Origin of the sequence: Roseibium aquae (assembly GCF_008711285.1) — a bacterium.
GTDB lineage: Bacteria > Pseudomonadota > Alphaproteobacteria > Rhizobiales > Stappiaceae > Roseibium > Roseibium aquae.
In genome coordinates, this window is sequence record NZ_VXDC01000006.1 from 296,054 (window position 1) to 316,096 (window position 20,043).

The 20,043-nt window shown below is 61.1% G+C and carries 13 protein-coding genes; 3 read left to right on the forward strand and 10 right to left on the reverse strand.

Annotated elements, in window-relative coordinates; translation table 11 throughout:
- Nucleotides 1–4 precede the first annotated feature (4 nt).
- On the reverse strand, nucleotides 5–1,660 hold the full coding sequence (gene ccoN, locus F0184_RS11845) for a cytochrome-c oxidase, cbb3-type subunit I (protein ID WP_150496381.1): 1,656 nt from the start codon (nucleotides 1,658–1,660) through the stop codon (nucleotides 5–7).
- A gap of 494 nt (nucleotides 1,661–2,154) precedes the next feature.
- Between ccoN and hemN the strand changes: the two genes are divergently transcribed.
- Nucleotides 2,155–3,531, forward strand: coding sequence for an oxygen-independent coproporphyrinogen III oxidase (gene hemN / locus F0184_RS11850; RefSeq protein ID WP_150496382.1), 1,377 nt, complete (start codon nucleotides 2,155–2,157; stop codon nucleotides 3,529–3,531).
- A 267-nt stretch (nucleotides 3,532–3,798) separates the two neighbouring features.
- On the opposite strand, the gene F0184_RS11855 is transcribed toward hemN, so the two are convergent.
- From F0184_RS11855 to F0184_RS11875, 5 genes are all read right to left on the reverse strand, one after another.
- The gene (locus F0184_RS11855; protein ID WP_150496383.1) at nucleotides 3,799–4,521 is read right to left on the reverse strand and encodes a Crp/Fnr family transcriptional regulator; all 723 of its coding nucleotides are present in this window, start codon (nucleotides 4,519–4,521) and stop codon (nucleotides 3,799–3,801) included.
- A 322-nt stretch (nucleotides 4,522–4,843) separates the two neighbouring features.
- Complete coding sequence (locus F0184_RS11860) at nucleotides 4,844–5,227, reverse strand: response regulator (RefSeq protein WP_172972089.1); 384 nt, start codon at nucleotides 5,225–5,227, stop codon at nucleotides 4,844–4,846.
- 152 nt (nucleotides 5,228–5,379) lie between these two features.
- Nucleotides 5,380–5,979 (reverse strand): response regulator transcription factor, encoded by a 600-nt coding sequence (locus F0184_RS11865; protein ID WP_150496434.1) that lies wholly within the window; start codon nucleotides 5,977–5,979, stop codon nucleotides 5,380–5,382.
- Nucleotides 5,980–6,033: 54 nt separating this feature from the next.
- Entirely contained in the window at nucleotides 6,034–7,203 is a 1,170-nt protein-coding gene (locus F0184_RS11870; protein ID WP_150496385.1) for a two-component system sensor histidine kinase NtrB, read from the reverse strand.
- A gap of 73 nt (nucleotides 7,204–7,276) precedes the next feature.
- Complete coding sequence (locus tag F0184_RS11875) at nucleotides 7,277–8,488, reverse strand: pyridoxal phosphate-dependent aminotransferase (RefSeq protein WP_172972097.1); 1,212 nt, start codon at nucleotides 8,486–8,488, stop codon at nucleotides 7,277–7,279.
- Nucleotides 8,489–8,692: 204 nt separating this feature from the next.
- On the opposite strand from F0184_RS11875, the gene F0184_RS11880 reads away from it, so the two are divergent.
- Nucleotides 8,693–12,217: a PAS domain-containing hybrid sensor histidine kinase/response regulator gene (locus F0184_RS11880; RefSeq protein ID WP_172972090.1), complete on the forward strand. Its 3,525-nt coding sequence runs from the start codon at nucleotides 8,693–8,695 to the stop codon at nucleotides 12,215–12,217.
- Between the two features lie 36 nt (nucleotides 12,218–12,253).
- Here F0184_RS11880 and F0184_RS11885 read toward each other — a convergent pair whose 3' ends face one another.
- Together F0184_RS11885 and F0184_RS11890 are read right to left on the reverse strand one after the other, a co-directional pair.
- Nucleotides 12,254–14,710, reverse strand: a complete 2,457-nt coding sequence (locus F0184_RS11885) for a putative bifunctional diguanylate cyclase/phosphodiesterase (RefSeq protein WP_172972091.1) — start codon at nucleotides 14,708–14,710, stop codon at nucleotides 12,254–12,256.
- A 364-nt stretch (nucleotides 14,711–15,074) separates the two neighbouring features.
- Complete coding sequence (locus F0184_RS11890) at nucleotides 15,075–15,791, reverse strand: response regulator (RefSeq protein ID WP_150496387.1); 717 nt, start codon at nucleotides 15,789–15,791, stop codon at nucleotides 15,075–15,077.
- A 394-nt stretch (nucleotides 15,792–16,185) separates the two neighbouring features.
- Between F0184_RS11890 and F0184_RS11895 the strand changes: the two genes are divergently transcribed.
- Nucleotides 16,186–17,055, forward strand: coding sequence for a thioesterase family protein (locus tag F0184_RS11895; protein ID WP_150496388.1), 870 nt, complete (start codon nucleotides 16,186–16,188; stop codon nucleotides 17,053–17,055).
- Between the two features lie 82 nt (nucleotides 17,056–17,137).
- On the opposite strand, the gene F0184_RS11900 is transcribed toward F0184_RS11895, so the two are convergent.
- Both F0184_RS11900 and F0184_RS11905 read right to left on the reverse strand, forming a co-directional pair.
- Nucleotides 17,138–18,172 carry a hypothetical protein gene (locus tag F0184_RS11900; RefSeq protein WP_150496389.1) on the reverse strand — a complete coding sequence of 345 codons (1,035 nt, stop codon included), beginning with the start codon at nucleotides 18,170–18,172 and terminating at the stop codon, nucleotides 17,138–17,140.
- A 179-nt stretch (nucleotides 18,173–18,351) separates the two neighbouring features.
- A complete protein-coding gene (locus tag F0184_RS11905; protein WP_150496390.1) occupies nucleotides 18,352–20,007 on the reverse strand; it encodes a cisplatin damage response ATP-dependent DNA ligase in 1,656 nt (551 codons plus the stop codon).
- Between the last annotated feature and the right edge of the window lie 36 nt (nucleotides 20,008–20,043).

A 20,043-nucleotide genomic window follows, 5' to 3' on the forward strand; every position in this document is an offset into this window, starting at 1 on the left:
TCCCTTATTCCGCGGCCGCAAGGGAGCCGGTCGGTGCGGCTTCGGCTTCTTCAGCCTCGCCATACCGAACCGTCATCCACAGGTTGTAGGCCATGATCAGCGCGCCGATGACGAACAGTGCGCCGCCCAGTGCCCGGACCACATAGAAGGGATGCATGGCTTCCACGGTCTCGATGAAGGAGTACTCCAGGAAACCGAGGCTGTCGTAGGCACGCCACATCAGGCCCTGCATGATGCCGGAGACCCACATCGCCGTGATGTAAAGCACGATGCCGATGGTGGAGACCCAGAAGTGCCAATCCACAAGCTTGAGCGAGTAGAGGCTCTTCTTGTTCCAGAGCCATGGAACCAGGCAGTACAGCGCCCCGAAGGAGATGTAGCCAACCCAGCCCAGCGCACCGGAGTGCACGTGACCGATTGTCCAGTCCGTGTAGTGGGACAGGGAGTTGACCGCCCGCAAGCTCATCAGCGGACCTTCGAAGGTCGACATGCCGTAGAAGGCAACGGACACCACCATCATCCGCAGAACCGGATCGGTGCGCAACTTGTCCCAGGCCCCCGAAAGGGTCATCAGACCGTTGATCATGCCACCCCAGGACGGCATCCACAGAATGATGGAGAAGGTCGCTCCGAGGGTCGATGCCCATTGCGGCAACGCCGTGTAGTGCAGGTGGTGCGGACCGGCCCAGATGTAGATGAAGATCAGCGCCCAGAAGTGCACGATGGACAAGCGGTAGGAATAAACCGGCCGCTCGGCGCGCTTGGGCACGAAGTAATACATGATGGCGAGGAAGCCTGCGGTCAGGAAGAAGCCCACCGCGTTATGGCCGTACCACCATTGGACCATGGCATCCTGCACACCCGACCAGACGATCACCGACTGGGTCGAATAGATCGACACCGGGACGGCCAGGTTGTTCGTGATATGCAGCATCGCGATGGTGACGATGAAGGCAAGATAGAACCAGTTGGCCACATAGATATGCGGCTCCTTGCGCTTCCAGATCGTGCCAAGGAACAGGAGCAGATAAGCGACCCAGACGATGGTCAGCCACAAGTCGGCATACCACTCTGGCTCAGCGTATTCCTTGCTTTGCGTGACACCGAGCAGATACCCGGTTCCGGCGATCAGGATGAACACGTTGTACCCGACGATCACGAACCAAGGCAGGATCTTGCCCGGCATGCGGGCCCGCGATGTGCGCTGAACCACATACATGGAGGTCGCCAGAAGCACGTTGCCCCCAAACGCGAAAATCACCGCCGAGGTGTGCAACGGACGCAAGCGGCCAAAGTTGGTCCAGGGCAGATCGAAGTTCAACGCCGGATAAGCGAGCTGCAGGGCAATGATCAGGCCGACGGTGAAACCGGCAATACCCCAGAACATCGCCGCAACGGCGCCAAACTTGATCGGACCCAGGTTGTAGTTGGGCTTTCCATCGATTTCTTGCGGGATCTGCACCCCGCCGTCATCGAAGTAGTTTTTGAAGATATAGAACACGCCGCCTGCGGCGATAAGCGCGCCCACGCTCGCGTGAAACGCCATCACTTGATCGAATGTTTTTCCTGCCACGATCAGGCAGGCGAATGCCAAGAGCACGAGAAAGAGAGCAAATCCCCCCTCCTCAAGCGAAAGCATTCCGGCCTTTTGCTGTGCCATTTTCAGCGCCCCAGTCTAGAAAATCGTTACAAGGTGCCAACGATAGCCGCGACCATGCGCATGCCGGGGCCTGGGGGGCGTTGATTCAAATCAACAGAGCGCTTTTGACCGCCATTTGAAGGTGGACAGATACGTGGAGATTGTTTCGCAGAGGGAAAATACGTGATGCTCCTTAAGGATATCCCGCAGTGAATCCACTTGAGATGGCCGTTTTGGTGTCCAATTACGCCCCCCGGCGCGGCCCCCTCAACTGGATACCGGTTGTCCAAAAACGCGGGCCGGAATGGATCAGCGTGGCCCCAGCAACCGCCGCCCCCTCCCCTCTGCCCCTGAACTCTTGGCGGCGCGACAGCTGGCTCAACCGGCGGCTCGGGCGCAGGCGGGCGCGCCGGCCGCCCTTCGGCATTCCGGACCACGTGATATTTGCCCGCCAGCGCGCGGCGGATTGAGCGATATCAAAGCGCGCCTTAACCAAACCGGCAAAGCTGCCGGTCATGAACGAGCAAGATCTCTCCTACGCCATGCGGACGGTGCCGCGCTACACCAGTTATCCGACCGCGCCTCATTTCCATGAAGGCGTGACCGGCGACACCTACGCGCGCTGGCTCGACAAGCTTGGGCCCGCAGATACGCTGTCCCTGTATCTCCATGTGCCCTATTGCCGGGAGATCTGTCACTATTGCGGCTGCCACACCAAGGCAACGCGGCAGGATACGCCGCTGGCGGCCTATGCCCGCACGCTCGGCCAGGAGATCGAACTGGCCGGACAGCATTTGAAAGCCGCAGGCCCCGTCAGACATATTCACTGGGGCGGCGGGACACCCAGTCTGCTCAGCGAGGCCTCGTTTCTGGATCTTGCCGGATTGCTGCGCGTCTTGTTCCGGTTCGCCCCGGATCTTGAGCACGCGATCGAACTCGATCCACGCAATGTGACGAGGTCTCTGGCCGAAACCTTGGCGGAAATCGGCGTGAACCGCGCCAGCCTTGGCGTCCAGGACTTCGATCCGGGAGTCCAAGTGGCCATTGGCCGGATCCAAAGCTACGAGGTTGTCGCATCGGCGGCGAGACACCTGCGCGAGGCCGGGATCACGGCGCTCAATTTCGATCTCATGTACGGCCTGCCGGGCCAGTCCGCCAGGACGATCCGCGATACCGTTTCAAAGACGGTCGAGTTGCGCCCGGGACGCGTGGCGCTCTTCGGCTACGCCCATGTTCCCTGGATGCGCAAGCACCAGCGCCTGATCGACGAAAAGCGGTTGCCAAACGCGCAAGACCGGCTGGCGATGGCAGACATTGCCCGCGAGGACCTGATCTCCGCAGGCTATGTGCCGATCGGTCTTGATCACTTCGCGCTGCCCGATGACCTGATGGCGATTGCCCTCCAAGACGGCAGCCTGAAACGGAACTTTCAAGGCTACACGACCGATCAGGGCGATCAACTGATCGGTCTGGGCGTGTCCTCCATCGGCCGGCTCGATCAAGGCTATGTGCAGAACATGCCGGATGTCGGGAACTGGCGCCGGTCCGTCGAAGCCGGGCAGCTTCCGATTTCAAAGGGCTTGGAACTGACGCGGGACGACCTTGTGCGTGGCCGGATCATCGAGCAGTTGATGACCGACTATCGTTGCGATCTGGCGCAAGCCTGCGGCCAGTTCGGACTGGATGTTGCCACCTTGAACGGCTCGCTCGCCGACCTGGAGGATCTCAGACGGGACGGTCTGGTCAATGTCGGCTCAGGCCGAGCGGGCCAAACCGAGATCTGCGTGACCGAACGCGGCCGCCCTTATGTCCGTTTGGTGGCCGCTGCATTCGACGCGTATCTTGCCGAAAGCCTCTCCAGCGGCAAGGCGAAGCACTCGGTCGCAATCTAGCCCACTTCCCTGTCTGGCTGTGAAGCGGCCCGCTCCGATCTGACCGGTAAAGGCGCGCTCCTGTTCGTGCGCGGGTCTCCTTTCCTGGTCCGATTGAACGCGAAGCGATCCAGTCTTGTCAGGAAAGATTCAACGGCTCCGGTGCCATGGGAACAGGGGTTTTGCCATCGGGCATTGGCGCGATCCGGCGCGTGCTGCCCGGACTACCGCAGCAAAAAGCCGGCAAAATTCTGCCGGCCCGTTAAGTTGGGGAGGGTTTGAAGAACCTCAGTGGAAGCCCGTCATCTGACAAAGGCTGCAAACCTTGTGCAAGTGTATCCGGTCGGCCCTGTCGACCCGGATGATACCCCGCCGCTTCAGATCGGAAACCACGCGACTGACCGTTTCGATCGTCAGTCCCAGATAGTCCGCGATTTCCTGGCGCGTCATGTGCAGTTCAATATCGAAGCCGTCATTGGTTTCGTCCGCGGGGCCGACGCATTCGGTCCCGCCCCGGCCCGGCACCAGATACATGAGGAAACTCGCAACGCGCTCGACGGCTGACTTGCGGCCAAGCAGGACCGCATGCTCGTGCAGGACTTTCATCTGATTGGTCAGGCACTTGGTCAGCTTGCGCTGCAGTTCCGCCGAGCCATCGACCAAGCGCAGATCAAGCTCGTGGATCTCGGAAGAGATCAAGGTTTCGGCCGTGCAGTCATATTCATCGGCGGCGGAAAAACCGAAGATGTCCCCCGGCCGCAGCACTTCGACGACCTGACGCCGGCCATCCGGAAGCAGCTTGAACAGCATCACTGTTCCCGATGACAGTTCATACAAGCGGCGCGCGGCATCTCCCTCGAAATAGATCACCGAGTGGCCATCGTACTTGCTGGTCTTTCCGCCAAAGCTGGCAAAGGACGCATAAGCCTTGGGATCGGCCACACCTGCCCCGGCTCCGGGCGAGTTCCGACCGCCGAATTGTGTGCCAAGTTCCCGCTCCAGATAAGCCATAATTCCCTCCTTGGCTGCACGGCAGCCGCCCGGTCTTACCGACCTGATATCTCAGGAGAAGCGATTCGAGCTTTCCGATACGGCTTGGTCCAGCAGCACACCAACAAGCCCGGAAACAAACCCGGATCGACGTTCGCCTGAGCTTGAAAGCTGCCCCGTCCGACAGTTTCCAACGTCATGCGAACTACGTTAGTCCTATGATCTATATCAAGAAATTCGGTCGAATGCGTAAGGTCTACTACATAGGGACTTGCATAGGCACCGGTGATGTAGGTTTCGATAACCGGCTATGGCGAAAGCAAGGAACCCCGCAAACCCTGGTTCAGACCCGCGCTTCCAACGCCGGGCTGCGGCGAAGCGGGACATGCCCAAAATGCTCGGACAATTCAGACAGGCTGAGAGGTTTTCTGAGAACGACGATGCCACTCAGACCCCGGATGCTGTCTTCCAGCAGGACTTTCGGCTTGCCGGAAATTGCAATGATGCGAGGGGGGGCAGCCATCCCCTGGAGCCAATTGATGACCGACCGGCCGTCTACGCCCGGAAGGCCGACGTCCACGATAACAGTGTCTTCCCGTTTGGGAAGCCCAGCCTTGAAGAAGGTTTCGGCATCTTCATAAGCCAAGACGTAATGCCCCAACTCCTGCAAGAACAGGGTCAAGGCATCGCAAACCGCGAAATCGTCTTCTATGATGTGAACTGCCAAACGAGAGATCCAATTATGAAAGGCGTATTACGGCGAAGATACAGGAAACCCGCCGGATCCGATGTACGCACAAACACTTCTAATGAGTCACACGGATGCTGTTTTTATCGCGGATTCCGATGAAGAATCGCGCAAAGGACCACTGCAATCGTTTACCCGTGACCCAGAACAATGCGCACCAGATCCGCCGCATTGCGGGCACCGAGTTTCTCCATGATCCTGGCCCGGTGGACTTCGACCGTTCGGGGGCTGATCCCAAGAATCCGGCCCGCCTCCTTGTTCGAAGCCCCGCCGGTGATCTCATTGAGAACCTCGCGCTCGCGGCGGGTCAACAAGTCGGCTCCTTCGAACCCATTTCCGGTTCCCTTGTCGGCACGGTTCTGCATGGCGGTGATGCCAAGGTTGATCCGCTCAATCACGGAATCCGCATCGAACGGCTTTTCGATGAAATCGAAGGCTCCGCTGCGAATCGCCTCCACCGCCATCGGGATATCGCCCTGCCCCGAAATGATGAAAATCGGCGCCGGATAGTCTTCAGCATTGAGTGATTTGAGGATTTCGATCCCGGAACGGCCCGGCATGTGCACATCAAGAAGGATACAGGCGGGCTGCGTTCTGCTGGCCGAGCGGATGAAGGTGTCACCGTCCGAGAATGTTTCCACCGTGAAGCCCTCGGCCTCAAAAACGACGGACAGCGCATCCCGCACCGCGGGGTCGTCGTCAACGATGTAGACCGCCTTGTTTTGCTTCATCATCGCATCCATTCCTTGGCCCCTCACAAAACGAGAGCTGAACTGCCCTCTTGTTTATTCATCGTCGTCATTGGCAGCGGGAAGAGGCGCGGTCTTGTCGAGCGGTATCCTCAGGACGAAAACCGCTCCCGCCTCCTGGCCGTTATCCTCCAGCAGGAGATCCCCGCCATGGTTCTGTGCGATCGACCGCGAGATGGCCAGGCCCAGACCCAGGCCCTTGCGCTTCTGCCCCCGGAAGGCGCGGAACAGTTCCGAGCGCATTGCTTCCGGCACACCCGGACCGGTGTCGCAAACCCGGAACTCCAGTACTTTATCCACCCGGCGGATCTTGAGCGTGACGCGTTTATTGTCCGAACTGGCGACGGCTTCGCGGCCATTGCGCAGAAGATTGACCAGGATCTGGCGGATCTGCACCGGATCGGCGGACAGGGTCGGGAGGTCCGGGTCAACCTTAAGCCGGAATTCTGTCTTGCCCGTGCCGCTGCCCAATTGTACCAGTTTCAGGCACTCGGCCGCGAATTCGGCTACGGCAATATCCTCGCGTTCCGGTTCCTTTTTTTCAACCAGCTGGCGCATGCGCTGGATGATGTCTCCGGCCCTCTCCACTTCCTTGATCGCCTTGTCGAGGACGCTTCGCACCGCTTCGTCGGAGGACGTTGAATTCAGCCGCCGGGAGGCTGTCTGAAGATAGAGGAGCAGCGCGGTCAACGGTTGATTCAACTCGTGCGCAATGGCCGCGCCCATTTCGTCCATCGCGCTGATGCGGGTCATATGCACCAGCTGCGACTGCGCGTCAGCGAGCTTTTCCTCGACCGCGCGGCGCGGGCGCAGATCCCGCATGATCCCGATAAATTGCCGTCCTTCCGGCGTCTCCGTTTCGCCGACAGACAACTCAATCGGGAACTCGGTGCCATCCTTGTGACGGCCGCGCACTTCCCGCCCAATGCCAATGATGCGTTTTTCACCGGTATCGAGGTAGTTCTGGACGTATGTGTCATGCTCAACGGCATAGTCGGACGGCATGAGCTTGTGCACGTTTTTGCCAATCAACTCCGAGCGCTGATATCCAAAAAGACGTTCACAGGCCTTGTTGAAGGCCAGAACCTGCGCGTTTTCGTTGATCACGACGATCCCGTCTGCCGCCGTGTCCAGAACGCTGGCCAATCGCGCGTCCGACACGGTCAAAGCGCATTCGTCATGATCAGAGCCGACATTATGGTCCATACCTTCACCCGACAAGTCACCGCAGCTTTCGGTTCTAAGGGTATTCACTTAAATCGGCAAGGCTATCAAAAAGCTAATCGCGCTGCATAAAAGCCTGAATCCGACCGACGGCGTCTTCCAGGTGGTCGTGCCGCCGAGCAAAGCACAGCCGCAAGAATCCTTTCCCTGCGTCGCCGAAAGCGCTGCCTGGCGCCAATCCCACGCCCGTTTCCCGCAACAGATCGAGAGCGAAACGGCGCGTATCCGTAACACCCTCGATCCCAAGAAACAGATAGAACGCGCCCACTGGCGGCGCGAAATGAATGCGATTTACCGCCGAAAGGCCATCCATCACGATCCGCCGTCCCTGTTCGGCCCTTGAAATCTGGGCCGACAGGAAGTCCTCGCCTTCCGTAAGGGCCGCAACAGCACCGCGCTGCACGAAAACGGGCACCCCGGAGGTCGAATACTGGATCATGTTTTCAAGCACCTGGCCAAGGACGCGGGGAGCGCGGATCCATCCGATCCGCCAGCCTGTCATTGCCCAATTCTTGGACATGCTGTTCACATAGAGGATCGGATCCTGCGGGCCGCTGACGTCGTGGAAGGACGGTGCCCGGTCCCCGGCGCCGAAATGGAACCGTCCATAAATCTCATCCGCGATGATCCACAGACCGCGCTCGCGGGCGAGAGCCAGGATCCCGTTGAGCGTCTCGAGCGAGGCGACCCAACCGGTCGGATTGCAAGGCGTGTTGAGAAAGATGGCCCGGGTCCGCGGCGTGACCGCATCGCCAAGCCTGGCGAGATCAAGCGACCAGGCACCATCGGCATAATCCATCGGCACGGGAACGGCCTTGGCGCCACGGATTTCAACGGCGGCCGCCATGTTCGGCCAGGCCGGCGTTGGCACGAGGACCTCATCGCCAGCGCTCGCAACGCAAGCCGCGGCAATCTGGATCGCCTGCATGCCCGAGCCGGTCACGAATATCTCCTCCGCCGGAACATCCATGCCATAAACGCGGCTGTGATAGGCGGCCAGCGCCTCACGGAGCGCGGGGATGCCGCGCTGATATGTATAGAAGGTCTCGCCCGCGGCCAAAGAAGCCGACGCAGCGTTCGAAATGAAATCGGGTGTCGGCAGATCCCCCTCCCCAACCCAAAGCGGGATCAGGTTTTCCTGCTCCCGGCCGCAATTGACGAGTTCCACAATGCCGCTTTCCGGGGCGTTGCGGGTTTCCGGTGTCAGAAGGTCGAGCAAATTCAAGACGGTGTTTCCCCAGAAATGGTTTTGGCCGAAGCCGTACATACGACGCCCGGCGCGGGAAAGCTCATCAAAGGATGTGAAGCCTCCATCAGCATTCGTCATGAATGAAAGCAACCTGCCTTGGCCGCAAGGCGAATGGACAGTTGTTCGCACTTATGGTCCCCTGTTGCCGCCGGATGCCTGACCACAAGCAGCACTCAAACCGTGCGCAACAGGCATTGGCCCGGGGAGGAACCGCGAGACGCAATGATGCATGGATGGCTCGTCTTAATCGCGGCGACCGCGTACATCCTGTTGCTGTTTGCCATAGCGAGCTACGGCGACCGCATGTCCCGTGCCATCCGCTCCGGCGGCCGCGGGCGGCCCTTGATCTATGCCCTCTCGCTGTCGGTCTACTGCACGTCCTGGACGTTCTTCGGATCGGTGGGAAATGCCAGCCGGACCGGTATCGAATTCCTGACGATCTACATCGGTCCAATGCTGGTCTTTGCCATCGGCTATCCCTTGATCAGGCGGATCATCCGGATCGCCAAGGCCGAACGGATCACCTCCATTGCCGACTTCATCGGCGCGCGCTACGGCAAAAACCAGTCGGTCGCAGCCGTCGCGACGCTCATCGCCGTCATCGGCATCATTCCCTATATCGCCCTTCAGTTGAAGGCCATGTCCCAGTCGATCGCGGCCATGGTGGGGCCGTTGATCCTGCCAGAGCCATTGACCATGCTGGGCTTTGCCGACATCGGCTTTGTCATTGCCCTGACCATGGCGATGTTCGCATGGGCCTTCGGGACCCGGCACATTGACGCGACCGAGCATCAGGACGGACTGATGCTGGCGATCGCGGCCGAAGCGGTCGTCAAGCTGGTGGCCTTCCTGGCGGTCGGGCTTTGGGTCACCTTCGGCCTGTTCGACGGGCCTTTCGACTTCGTTCTGTCGATCTCCAAGGCACCTGAGGTGGCCGCGGTCTTCGAACAGCCGATCAATACGGGCAACTGGCTTTTGCTGACAATGCTGTCGGCCTTCGCCATCCTGCTGCTGCCGCGCCAGTTCCACGTGACTGTCACCGAGAATACCTCGGAAGCAGAGCTCAAAACGGCGGCATGGCTGTTCCCGCTCTATCTCGTGCTGATCAACCTGTTCGTCGTGCCGATCGCCGCCGCCGGGCTCTTGCGGTTTGGACAGGAGGTCAATCCAGACACCTATGTGCTGGCCCTGCCACTCGACGAAGGGCATCCGGCTCTGGCTTTGCTGGTGTTCCTTGGCGGTCTGTCCGCGGCAACGGCCATGGTGATCGTCGCGACCATCGCTCTGTCCGTGATGATTTCGAACGACATCGTCGTTCCGTTGTTGCTGCGCCGCCGGAAGGGCGGAGAACTGCTGGCCATGAGCAACCGCGACATGAGCGGCGATCTTCTGACCATTCGCCGCCTGTCCATCCTTGCGATCCTGGTGCTTGCCTATGCCTATTACAAGTCGGCCGGAGACACGGCCGCCCTCGTTTCGATCGGACTGCTGTCCTTCGCGGCCATCGCCCAGTTCGCCCCGGCATTTTTCGGTGCCCTGATCTGGCGTCAGGCCAATGCGCGGGGAGCGATAGCCGGAATGACCGCGGGCTTTGCCCTTTGGTGCTACACACTCCTGCTGCCGACCTTCGCCGCCTCCGGCATTTTCCCGCCGTCCATCATCGAGGCGGGCCCGGCCGGCATCGGGATCCTGAAGCCGGAGGCCTTGTTCGGGATCCAGATGGACCCGTTCATGCACGGAACGCTTTGGAGCCTGGGGGCCAACCTGTTCTTTTTCATCATCGGATCGTTGAGCCGCGCCCCCCGCCCGGCGGAGACGCTCCAGGCAAACTTGTTCGTTCCGGCCGGGCTCACGCCCGCACCCAGCATCCGGCTGTGGCGCAGTTCGGTGACGGCTGGCGACCTTCAGGCGACCGTGGCCCGTTACCTTGGCGAAGCCCGGACGGAACGCTCCTTCCGCCGCTATGCCCGCGAGCGGGGGACGGACTTTGCCCAGACCGACCTTGCGGATGCCGGGCTCTTGCGGTTTTCGGAACAGTTGCTGGCCAGCGCCATCGGAGCGGCCTCCTCGCGCCTTGTCCTGTCCCTGATGCTGAAACGGCGGGACCTGTCCACCAAGGGAGCAGTCAAGCTGCTCGACGATGCGTCCGCCGCCCTGCAATACAATCGGGACCTGCTGCAAACGGCCCTGAATCAGGTCAGCCAGGGCATTGGGGTCTTCGACCGCGATCTGCGGCTGATCTGCTGGAACCGGCAATTCCGGGACCTTTTGGGGCTGCCGGCCGAATATGGACAAGTCGGCACGACGCTCGACACCATTTTGCGGTTCAATGCCGAACGGGGCGAACATGGCTCCGGCCCGATCGAGGCCGCGGTCAACGAACGGCTGCACAAGATGGTGGGCGCGAACGAGACCTTCCAGGAGCGGCTTCTTCTCACGGGAACCGTTCTGGAAGTCCGGGTCAGTCCGATGCCGGACGGCGGGATCGTGACCACCTACACCGACATCACCGAACGCGTCATGGCCGAAGAGGCACTGGCGCGGGCCAACGAAACGCTTGAGCGCAGGGTTCGCGAGCGGACCGAAGAACTGACCCGGGTGAACGAGGAACTGCGGAAGGCCAGCCGGGCCGCAGAAGACGCCAATATCGGCAAGACACGGTTTCTTGCGGCGGCCGGCCACGACATCCTCCAGCCGCTGAACGCGGCCCGCCTTTATTCATCGGTCCTGGTCAACAAGCTCCAGGACGGGGACAACAGCGACCTGGTCCACAATATCGACGCGGCACTCGGCTCGGTCGAGGACATTCTCGGCGCGGTTCTCGATATATCGCGACTGGACACCGGCGCCTTGAAGCCGGAATGGACCGTCTTCAATCTCAACGACATCCTCGTGCCGCTGATGCGCGAGTTCGAACCCATTGCCGAGGAAAAGGGGCTCGACCTTCGCTTGGTTCCAACCAGCCTGTCTGTCCGGTCCGACCGGCGGCTGTTGCGGCGCCTGTTGCAGAACCTTGTGTCCAACGCATTGAAATACACGAGCCACGGGCGCGTTCTCTTGGGCTGCCGCCGCCGCGGGGATCGCGTGGTTGTCGAAACCCATGACACCGGGATGGGGGTTCCAGAGGCGCAAAAGACCCGGATTTTCCAGGAATTCCTCCGATTGGACGACGGCGTGCGCATCGCGAAGGGCCTTGGCCTCGGCCTGTCGATCGTCGAGCGGATCAGCAACGTGCTGGACCATCCGATCGACCTGCGCTCTACCGTCGGAAAAGGATCTTGCTTTTCCGTCACTTTGCCGGTGGCGGCCGCCATTCCCGTCACGCCTGCTGGTCCGGCCCCCATGCCGGTCACGTCGCAACTCGACGGACTGTGCGTCGTTGCAATCGACAACGAACCGGACATTCTCGATGCGATGCAACGCCTGTTGGAAGGCTGGAACTGTATTTCGGTGACCGCGAGCACGGACGCGGAAGCCAGCCGGAAGTTGTCGCAAGCCGGTCTCCGTCCGGACATACTGCTGGCGGACTACCACCTCGACGCCGGCACGGGCATCGAAGCCGTGCTCCGGCTGCGGTGGAAATTCGGCGCCCATTTGCCGGCCATCCTGCTCACCGCGGACCGGAGCCGGGGCGTCGCGGCCGAAGCCAGCGCAAAGGACATCGAGATCCTCAACAAGCCCGTCAAGCCGGCAGCCCTGCGGGCCCAACTCGCCCGGTGCCGTGCCGGCCTGTCCGCGGCCGAATAAGCCCGGAACGCCCGCTTCGAACCCCAGTTGGACAACTCAGGATCCGAACCCGGCCAGCTTGACCGGCGGCGTCCGGCTGATCGCTTCAATCAGCTTGGGATCAACAGTCATGACGGGCTCGGGCTGCGGCCGGCCGAAGTAAAAACCCTGAAGGCTGTCGCAGCCAAGGGTCCGCAAGGCTTCCGCCTGGAACTTCTTCTCGACCCCTTCGGCGGTGACTTCCAACCCGAGATTATGCGCCAGGGCGATAACGGCCGCTATGATCGCCAAACCGTCGCTGGTGATGCCGATCTCATCGACAAAGCATTTGTCGATCTTGATCTTGTCGAAGCGATACTGGCGCAGGTAGCTCAGCGAGGAATAGCCGGTGCCGAAATCGTCCAGCGCGATGCGAACCCCGAGATCGCGAAGGCTTGTCAGCATGTCACGCGCGGCATCCGCATCCCGGATCAGAACGGATTCGGTCACCTCCAGAACAAGTCTGCCCGCATCGAACCCGGTTTCCATCAGCGCGTTGCGAACCAGTTCGGGGAGATTGGCACTCATGAACTGCATGGGCGACAGATTGACAGCCACGCTTTTCAAGTCCGGGTAGCGCGCGGCTGTCTCGCAGGCGCGTTTGAGCACCCATGATCCGAGCGACAGCATCAACCCGGCCTCTTCGGCAATCGGAACGAACTGGGAAGGCGGGATTTCGCCCCGGACGGGATGATACCACCGGACCAAGACCTCGGAGGACACCACCTCGCCGGTTCGCGCATCGATTATCGGCTGAAACTCCAGCCGCAACGCCTCTTCGGCAAGGGCGAGGCGGAGATCGTTCTCGATTTCCCGGCGCGAGCGCACCTCTCTTTCCATGTGAGGCTTGTAGGACAGCGCACCACCGCGATCGATCCGCTTTGCCTCATAAAGCGCAATGTCGGCGTTGCGCAGAAGGTCGTCAACGGTCTGTCCGTGGTCTGGTGAAAGCGCGAATCCCACAGTCGCACTCAACGAAAAGGATCGGCATTGAAGTTCAAAAGGCTCCTGGGCAACCTCGATCAGGCGTTCGGCAAACAGTTGTGCTTGGCCGGGCTTTGCGAAATCCGCCAGCACCGCGAACTCGTCGCCACCGAAGCGCGCCAGTTCAGCTCGTCCGCCCCCAACCGCCTTAAACCGCTCGGCAACATAACGCAGCAGCCTGTCGCCGGCAGGTTGTCCGCAGGTATCATTGACGACTTTGAAATTATCGAGATCGATCAGCATCAAGGCCGTATGCTTGCCGTCCCCGTCCGTCCGCCGCGCAAGATGCTCATGCAGGCGCTGGAGGAACCAGCTTCGGTTCCCCACGCCGGTCAACGAATCGTGCACAGCCAAGTGTGCGACCAGCGCTGCCGACCGCGTGCTGTCGGTTACATCCGACCCAACACCGCGATATCCGCAAAAACGTCCCTGGTCATTGAAGAAGGGCCTGCCGGATACCGACCAATATCGCTGATCGCCGTCGACATCGACCTCGATCACGACATCCCGAAATCCTTCCTTGGCCGCCATCGCCTTGTCGAGAGCCAGAGCGGCGCGTTGGGCTTCATGGGTCTTCACCGACCGGGCCAGGTCGCCGATCCGTTGCGCCTGAAGCTCGTTGGAATGCCGGCCGCTGACCTGCAAGAAGCGCTTCGAAATCCTTTTGAAGAAACCGGATTGATCGGTTTCCCAAAGCCAGTCGCTGGCTGTTTCCTGGAACTCGTTCAACAAGAGCGAGATCAGCTCTCCCCGCTTACCGACCTCGAATTCACCGACAAAATGCGCCACGAAGAGCCACCCGGTCGAAACCGAACACAAGGCCACGATCGCGGAATAGGTGAACAACAAGGCAACCATCGGCCAGACTTGCGGCTCCGGCTGAAGAAACAGCGCAAGCAACGAGCCCAGGGTGAGGATGGCCACCCAGTACAAAGCGGCCTTGGGAAGCGTCGACAAGGCGAATCCACCGGCGCAGATCATGCCGGTCATCAAACAGGCGACCAAAAGGGCGGGTTGCTTTTCCGCCAGACCGAAGGCCGCAAGGGGCACAAGAGCCCAAAGAGCAGAGAGAATGGTTGCGTGCTGGACGGCCCGCTGCATCGCACGCTTTGAAGCCGACCGGATCGGGTTGCGCAGGGCGATCCACCAGGCGCGCGCTCCGCGCATCATCAGATAGCCAATAGCAAGGGCCCATACCGCCAGCACCGGCGCGGCTACACTGCCGGCAAGCGCGAAAACGGTGGCCAGACCTGCAACCGCATTTGCGATCACCGCGAAGGGTGTCATCCGCAAAACGCCGGAAATCTGGGCCGCCCGCACACGTTCCACCAGATCGCGATCGGCCGTTTGGTGTCCGAAAGCCAACTCCAGAACCCGGGATGGATCCACCCTTTTGGCGGGGTTTTCATGAGGGCTCCCGCTGCCGGTTTCGGCAGGTATTGACTTCACCGTAAGATCGGAAAACAGAGTTGCCCGCTCCAAAAGTGTCATGAGGGCGTTCAAACGCATATTATTGCCTTGACACACAGGCCGGCGCACAGATCACGCAGACCAAATTCTGCACAGGCCGAAAGTCTAACTGCGAATGACTAAACGTTAGGTAAAGTATAATCCGGGCTATGGGCCAGCCAAATGCGCGGCATGGCTCTCAGCCTATTCGGCCTGTGGCACGGAATGGAGCTGCATTCATGCGTCCGGTGCATTCATGCGTCCGGCATGAATACCTTGCGATATGTCTCGGATCATGCCCGCGCTATACAGCCTCGTCGGACAAGATACGCCACGCTTCCAGCAGCCAGCCGGGGGCGTCCGGGCGTTCATGCGGCGGTTCGGATGGCCTCTACCCGCGGCAGAGTCAAGCCGTCGGGCTTGCCGCTTCGCCATCGCCGCCGAGCTGCCATTGCCCGGCTTCAATCTTCGAGGCGGCAATCACCGCTTGCGTGCGGCTTTCAACACCGAGTTTCTGAAGGATCGCGGATACATGGGCCTTGACCGTCGCCTCTGAGACCGAAAGCTCGTAAGCGATCTGCTTGTTCAACAAGCCTTCGGACAGCATCATCAGCACCCGCACCTGTTGCGGCGTGAGAGTGGCCAGACGCTTCACCAGATCGCCGCCACCGTCGTCGGCCGAAAGGTCCACTTCCGGCGGGGTCCAAACCTGGCCGTCCATAATCGCGGAGATCGCGGTCTTGATCACTTCAATGCCATGCGACTTCGGGATGAATCCCGAGGCTCCAAACTCCACACAGCGGCGAACCGTCTGCGGATCCTCGCTCGCCGACACGATCACAACCGGAACCGAGCCGTGCTGCGCGCGCAGATACATCAGACCGGAAAACCCGCGCATCCCCGGCATGCTGAGGTCAAGAAGAATCAAGTCAACATCGCCGCCGGCATCCAGTTGGGCCGTGACGTCTTCCAGCGCGCCGGCTTCCTCGATCCGCGCATTCGGATACTGATGCTCAAGCGTTTGCCGCAACGCCCCTCTGAACAACGGGTGGTCGTCGGCAATGATGAAGTGAAAACCGGTCTCTCCCACGACCTTACTCCTCCGTTCCGCCAACGGCGTCATTGCGCTCGGCAATGGTTAAGGCCGCTGGCGTTTATTATTTTGGCGAAAGTATGTGTGCACCGATGGGACGGCGCAAGTCAAACGTTCCATTGCTCCCGCGAGGCCAAGCAGGGTTCACCGCTTGGCAACCTGGACCGCTCGCGACCAAAATCGCCACAAACGTCTCGACATCCCGCGCTTCACACCCGCGCTACCGTCGACCGGACACCTCTCCAAATTCCGTAAAGTCACCGAGATCAGCACTTTTCATATACGTATAAATTACAATAAAAATTGAAAGTTGGAATGGCCGCATGAATATCTATTGGAACTGGAAAAGATCTTGCCCTATCAAACGGACATGCGGCCACACCCCGGGCCGAATCGTCAGAACAATTTTGGATTGCGCACACAAATGAATGCTCTCGAGACGCTGTTTTCTTTTGTAAACCCTTGGGAATGTGACGAAAATAACCACTCGAACGTTCAATTCTATTTCAGCCGGTTCGAAGAGGCGGACCGGCAATTCCAACTCTTGTCCGGTCTTAGCGAAACCCTTGTCGGCAGCCGCCGGGTCCGGCATGTCCGCTACCATCGGGAACTGCGTGTTGCGGACCTGATCACGGTGACCAGTCACATCGCCTTCGACGGGCCGCATATGCTGACGGTCGTCCACGAGATGCGGAACGGCGCGAACGGCACCTTGGCCGCGACGGCAACCGATGGATATGAGCCATCCATATCAGCCCTCAAGACGCTTCAATCCCGGCTCAAGGCCTTTCAGGACCCCATGCCGGAGGAAGCCGCGCCGAGGGGGCTTGCGGTGTCCCCCTATTCCCAGCGTCCGACGCCGGCTGCCCTCGTTGAGGCGGGCGCAAGGGTCTGCTTCCGGGGCACGGTTCTTGCCCGGCATCTGGGTCCGGGCAACAAGGCGGACGACAAATTCGCCATCGCCTGCTTCACCGATGGCGTCGCCCATGTCTGGGAGCGCACACCGATGACCCACGCCTACCTCACCGAAAACGGGTACGGCCGGGTCGCGGTCGAAATGAAGCTGACCTGGATCAGCCCCCTCAAGGCGGGTGATCCCGTGAAGGTCATCAGCGGCCTTACCGGGGTGGCGGACAAGACCTTCACCATGCGCCACCATTTGTTCGAGGCGCGCACCGAGCGTCTGGCGGCGGTATGCGATGTTGTCGCTCTTGTGATGGATCTGAAAAAGCGGGGTGCCGTTGCCTTGCCAGACACCGCAAGAAAGCAGATCTCAGGCCTTCTCATAGACTAAGGCAACCGAGACCGCATCCGCGGACGAGGCGCTTGAGGAAAGGGTCCGCCCGGCCCTCCAATCAGCCCCACAACCCGGCTTCTTACTGGGCGGGATCTGCGCCGTCCAATTCGCCCTGCAGTTCCTTCATCAAGCCGAAAAAGCGGCGCATCGCCATCTCGGTGAAGTCAAGGATTTCCTCCAGTTCCTCTTCGTCCGTTTGGGACAGTTGCGGCTCCGGTGCTCCCTCCCCCGCCTCGGGCCGAGCCGGATCGTCGGCTTGCCCATCGCCTTTTCCAGGCTCGCCAGAGGGAGCCTCACCGGACTGGGCACCGGCTTGCGGCGGAGCGGACGGGGCCGTTTCCGGCGCGCCCTCACCCGATTGAAGACCTGGCGTTCCAGCGGCACCGGGGCCCGATTGCAAAGCCGATGCGAGGTCGGCCTGAAGCGCCGCGATCCGGGCGTTCAAGGCCGAAATTTCCGCGTTCAATGAGTCGATTTCGGCGAGGTAAGCCTGCTCTGCCTGCGGGACAGGCACGCACCGCCAGGCCCCATTGCGGTCTTCACAAACGCTGACGGTTCCAGCTTCCCTGTCGACGCGAAGAATATCCGTACCCAGCTCGACAAGGGCATATCGGCCGGACTGTTCCAGTTCGCGCCTGGCCGGTTCGCGGTTGCCGGCAACATCCGGGCCCGCGTCGGCCACGTCTGCCGTTTCGCTTGTCTCCGCCGTCCCTGCCTCGGGCGCCCGTACTTCTGCCGTCTCCGCTTCCGCCGTTTTCGCTTCTGGCACTTTCGCTTCTGGCACTTTCGCTTCTGGCGCGACATCCGCCTGCCCGGCCGCCTGCGCGTCGGCCTGTGCGACAACCTGCGGGGCGGGTTCGGGTGGCACGGTCGCATCCGCCGCCGGAGTATCGGGGGCGGCGGACATGTTCCGCGGCTTGGGAGACCGAGGTGTCAAGAGTTCGAGCCGTGGCACCGTGCGCGTTTTGGTATAGTCCCCCGCAACGACGGCCCAAACCGCCGTCTCCGGCTTGGACGCACCGGCCGCAAGCACTGGACCACCGGCCATTAGGGCAATGGCCGACAGAGCACCGGCCAAGCCCAAGACTCCCACCAATCGGCTACCTGTCCCCATGTCCCTTCTCCCGGGTTTTCGACTTCAGTCGATCATAACGCTTTGTTAACCGTGTTGCCACACATCGGCGGCCAGCGCACGGGTGGGGGAGCAGGTTTTGCATGTCATGCACAAGGGATCGGGCAACCGCAGGCCAGACCGGCAAGGCTGAGGGGCGGCCGGCGCAACCGGAAATCCAGTCAGGCCTCTGATGATGGCAGGAATGCGTTCAGGGTTTCGATCCAGTCAGCCTCCGATGGCGGCTTGTCCCATCGCAGGCGCGAAATCCGGGGAAACCGCATGGCGAGGCCCGACTTGTGGCGCGGCGAGCGGTTCAGCCCCTCGAAGGCCACCTCCAGAACAAGCCCCGTTTCCGCCGTGTGTTCCACTTCCCGGACCGGACCGAACCGGTTGACCGTGTGGTTGCGCACGAAGCGGTCGATCTGCTGAAGCTCTTCGTCGGTGAACCCGAAATAGGCCTTGCCGACCGGCACGAGTTCCTCACCTCCAGCGCCGCGGCGCCAAACCCCGAATGTGTAATCGGAGTAAAAGGATGACCGTTTGCCGTGACCGCGTTGCGCATACATCAGAACGGCATCGATGAGAAACGGGTCCCGCTTCCACTTGTACCAAAGGCCTTTTGGACGGCCCGGAACATAGACACTGTCCAGACGCTTGAGCATCAGACCTTCCACGGCCTCGGCATCCTCGCGGGGCAAAAAGGTCGCGGGGCTCTTGCGCGCCCGCGCCCAGCCCGCCCAGTCCCCGGCCGGTATTTGCGGCGACAGGTCGATACGCGGCTCGCCAAGTCCGGCCAGGAAATCCTCCAGCATCCGCCGGCGTTCCGCCAAGGGCCGGTCCCGCAGGTCGACACCGTCCAGAGCCAACAGGTCATAGGCACGGATCGCGGCCGGATAGTCCTTCTGCAGTTTTGCACCAACCGTCTTTCGGTTGAGCCGTTTCTGGAGGTCGCCAAACGGGCGCACCGCGCCATCCCGCTTGACAAGGAGCTCGCCATCGATGGCCGCATGAAAATCGAGAACCGCCAAAATGTCGGGAAATGTGCCAGAAATATCCTCGCCGGTGCGCGTGTAGAGCCGCCTGACATGCCCGGCACCGCCGGCGGCTGGTGCGCAGACGGCCTGGACGCGAATACCGTCCCATTTCCATTCCGCCCGAAAGGACGAGGCCGGCAAAACGCCAATATCCTTCTCCTCGTCCAGAGGGTGGGCGAGCATCGCGGGACGGAATGGAACGGGATCGGTTGTCTCCGGCTTGCCCGCTCGGCCTTCCACCCACGCAAACAAGTCTTCATAGGGCGGGGCAAGACCGTGCCAGACCTCCTCCACCTCGTTCGGATCGACCCCGCCGAGTCGGGCAACGGCCGTCTTCGCAAGGCGCGCCGATACGCCAACACGCAGCCCGCCGGTCACCAGTTTCAACAAGGCCCAGCGGCCGGTTTCGTCCAGGCCATCCAGCCACGTTTCCAAAAGCCGTGGCGTCTCGGCCTTCCCGGCACTTGCCAGCCGCTCGACAACAACGCGCAAGGGCGGCGGCGCGGCGGGCGGAGTGTCGTCCACGGCGGCCGAGGGCCACATCAACGCGATGGTTTCCGACAGATCGCCGACGAAATCATAGGACAGCGCGAACAACACCGGATCGGTCCGGTCCGCGATGAGCGTGCGAAGCATGGCCGGCTTGGCATTCTTGAAGGACAGGTTGCCGGTCAAGGTTGCCAGCGCGTAGCCCCGGTCCGGATCAGGAGCCTCGGCGAAATAGGCTTTCAGCAGCGCTTCCTTGGCCAGCCGGCGCGGCTCATAGGACAACCGGTCGAGCAATTGGGCGAAGGCGAGCATGAGGTGCGATAGGGTCCGGGCTGCGAAACATTTGGG